The organism is Phycisphaerae bacterium (genome assembly GCA_035384605.1).
Classification (GTDB): domain Bacteria; phylum Planctomycetota; class Phycisphaerae; order UBA1845; family PWPN01; genus JAUCQB01.
The window spans coordinates 1-2807 of the sequence record DAOOIV010000104.1 but is presented as its reverse complement, the minus strand read 5'-3'; the positions used below and the strand labels follow the sequence as shown (position 1 = coordinate 2807).

The 2807-nt window shown below is 62.1% G+C and carries 2 protein-coding genes; both read right to left on the bottom strand.

Going from position 1 to position 2807, the window contains the following annotated elements:
- Nucleotides 1-150 precede the first annotated feature (150 nt).
- Nucleotides 151-1914, bottom strand: a complete 1764-nt coding sequence (locus PLL20_17625) for an arylsulfatase (protein HPD31815.1) — start codon at nucleotides 1912-1914, stop codon at nucleotides 151-153.
- Nucleotides 1915-2051: 137 nt separating this feature from the next.
- Nucleotides 2052-2558, bottom strand: coding sequence for a thioredoxin family protein (locus tag PLL20_17620; GenBank protein HPD31814.1), 507 nt, complete (start codon nucleotides 2556-2558; stop codon nucleotides 2052-2054).
- Nucleotides 2559-2807 lie beyond the last annotated feature (249 nt).

Here is a 2807-nt window from a genome sequence, read left to right as displayed (position 1 = left end):
TTCGTGAGAGAATGCGGAAGGGATTCCGCCTCGAGATGCGGCCCGGAAAGGATTCCGGGCCGAGCGAGATTCCGGCGCGAGCGAGATTCCGGGGCGAGCGGGCTCGATCATCACTCCCCCATCTCGAAGACGAGATGGGGCACCCGAAAGCTACCAGCTCACGTCGACCTGCCAAGGGCCAACGGCCTTGTCGCCGCGGGTAACGTCTGCCCGGAGCTCTACATCGCCTTCCGACAGCGACACGCCCTCAAAGACGATCTCCTTGGCATCGGCCGTGACGGGCGCCGTCTTTTCGTACCCGCCGATCGTCAGTCTGACCTGTCCGGCCGCCGGTTCCGGTTGCAGACGCATCAGCATTCGATATGAGCCCGCTTTCGCCACGTGCAGCAGCCACTTACCCCTGACGCCGTAGCCCCTCTTGTCGGAGTCAACCCGCCGCCAGTCCTGGCGCGTCAGCGTGACCGGGTTCTCATGTGTGGTTCCGATATGGATCCGCGGCGGAGCGTAATTGTCCGGGCGCGTCGAACTGACATCCCTGAACCAGGCTTCGTACTCCTTCTTCAACTGCTCGACGACCTCAGGACGTTCGGCGGCGAGATTCTTCTCCTCGCGGGGGTCTTCCACAATGCGATACAACTCGAACTGCGGCGGGCCGGCCCATTCCTCGTGTGCAAAACCCGACGCATTGACCAGCTTCCAATCCTGGTTGCGGGCCATGAAGTGATGATAAAGAATCGGCACGTCGCCCCGATGCGTCTGGATGAAGAGCGTGCGGTCCGGCCAATCGACCTGCCGGCCCTCCAGCAGCGGCAGGATACTCCGACCATCGAGCTTGAGTCCATTCGGAACCGGCAAGCCACAGGCCTCCAGCAGCGTTGGCAGGATGTCGATGTGAGCGGCAATGCGGTCCGAGGTGTGACCGGCCTTCAATCTCCCCGGCCAGCGGACCAGCAGCAGCGTGCGGACACCGCCATCATGTACATCTGCCTTGGTACCCCGAAACGGACCGACATACCGCCGGCTGGCCGGGCCGTTGTCCGTCAGGAAGATGACCATGGTGTCTTTCGCCACGCCCAGTCGGTCGAGACCCGCCACCAGCTTGCCGACGTTCTCGTCGATGTTGGTGATCATGGCAAAAACGCGGGCAACCCGATCGAGTTCCTCCTTCGTGGGCTTGCCGCCGTCCCTGGTCAGCACCACAGGTGACAGATCGATGGCCTTGTAACGCTCGTAGATCTGCTGCGGGATGTCGTGCAGCGGGTCGTGGGGAGCATTCGTGGGGATGTAAGCGAAGAACGGGCGTTTGCGCTCCACGCAAGCCTTCATCCACTTCAAGGCCGCGTCGAAGTAGACGTCGGTGCAGTAGCCCTTCTGCGGCTCGGGATGACCGTTGTGAAACAAGATGGGGTCGGTGTACTTGCCCTCGCCACCGGGCGGGTCGGATGGCTGTCCGATGCCCCCGCCGCGATGAACCAGCGATTCCTCAAAGCCCTGATCCATCGCCCGCATCGGATAACAGTCGCCCAAGTGCCACTTTCCGAAAATCCCGGTGGCGTAACCCGCGTCGCGAAGAACCTCGGCGATCGTCACCTCCTGAGGTTCCATCATGGCCCGGCCGATATAGGTGTCGAGCGCCCGCGTGCGATAGTTGTACCGGCCGGTCAGCAGACATGCCCGCGTCGGCGTGCACACCGGACTGACGTAGAAGTCGGTCATCCGAGCGCTGTCGGCATAGAGCGAGTCGATATGAGGCGTGCGTATCACCGGGTTGCCGGTGCAGCCGAAGTCTCCGTAGCCTTGATCGTCCGTCATGATCAAAACCACGTTGGGGCGGCTCTCGGCCGCTTGCAGGCCGATCGGCAGAGCGGTGACCGCTGATATGACAGTCGCGACAATGAGAGACGGGACGCGCATGATGAATCCTCCTGAAAGCCGCGCGTAACGATACCGCAGCGTCGGCCGCAAGCCAAACGCTCTGGCCAGGCCTCGATGGCCTCATCACCATTCAGTTTTCGTAACGCTGTGCCGCCGGCGCGGGCACTGTTGAGAGGTCACGAGCCGGCTGGTGCCGCTGGGCGCGCTTTTTCGGCCCAAATCTTTTCGGCCCGAACGATCCAATCAATAAAGTCCGAGGCATCCATATACCCGGAAGCGCGGGCAATGGACTCCCCAGCGGGGGTAAGAACGACCAGCGTAGGCATCGCATCCACGCTGAAGTCACGGGCGATTTGTGGCTGTCTGTCAACGTCGATTTTGACCGCCACCCAGTTGCCGAGGGCTTGAGCAACTTCGCTTCGGGGAAAAACCTGACGGTCCATCGCCTTGCAGGGGCCGCACCACGTGGCGTAGAAATCCATCAGCAGCAGCTTGTTCGATTCGGCCGCCTTGGCCTTGGCGGCCTCGAAGTCCGCAACCCACTCGACAGCCGACGGCGGGACGGGTCGATTACTGTAAATGAAAACGGAGGCCAGCGCCACCAGCATCACCGCCCAGAAGAGCCATTTCCGCTCGCCGACCCGCGAAGACGAGGCCTTGGTTGTGTTGTCTGTGTCGCTCATGCATCCATTGTAGCCCCGAGCCGGCGGAAAACACAATCCGGCAACCACGCGAGGCGACTAAGGAATTGACTGCCCCTGCGGAACTTCACGTAACATGGTTGCCGCCTTATCCCATCAGTGAACCGCCGGGCTATTGCCAATCGTGCCTTCGACGCGGCGATGCGACGAACTCATCGCTTGGCGGCTTCCGCCTTCTTGCGCCCGAACTCCGGGTCGATCTTGAGCATCGCCGCGACCACCATGCCCGGG

What these genes read in the sequence shown, in the direction of transcription:
- PLL20_17625 (HPD31815.1), bottom strand. Translation starts at nt 1,914, where the DNA reads ATGCGCGTCCCGTCTCTCATTGTCGCGACTGTCATATCAGCGGTCACC.
- PLL20_17620 (HPD31814.1), bottom strand. Translation starts at nt 2,558, where the DNA reads ATGAGCGACACAGACAACACAACCAAGGCCTCGTCTTCGCGGGTCGGC.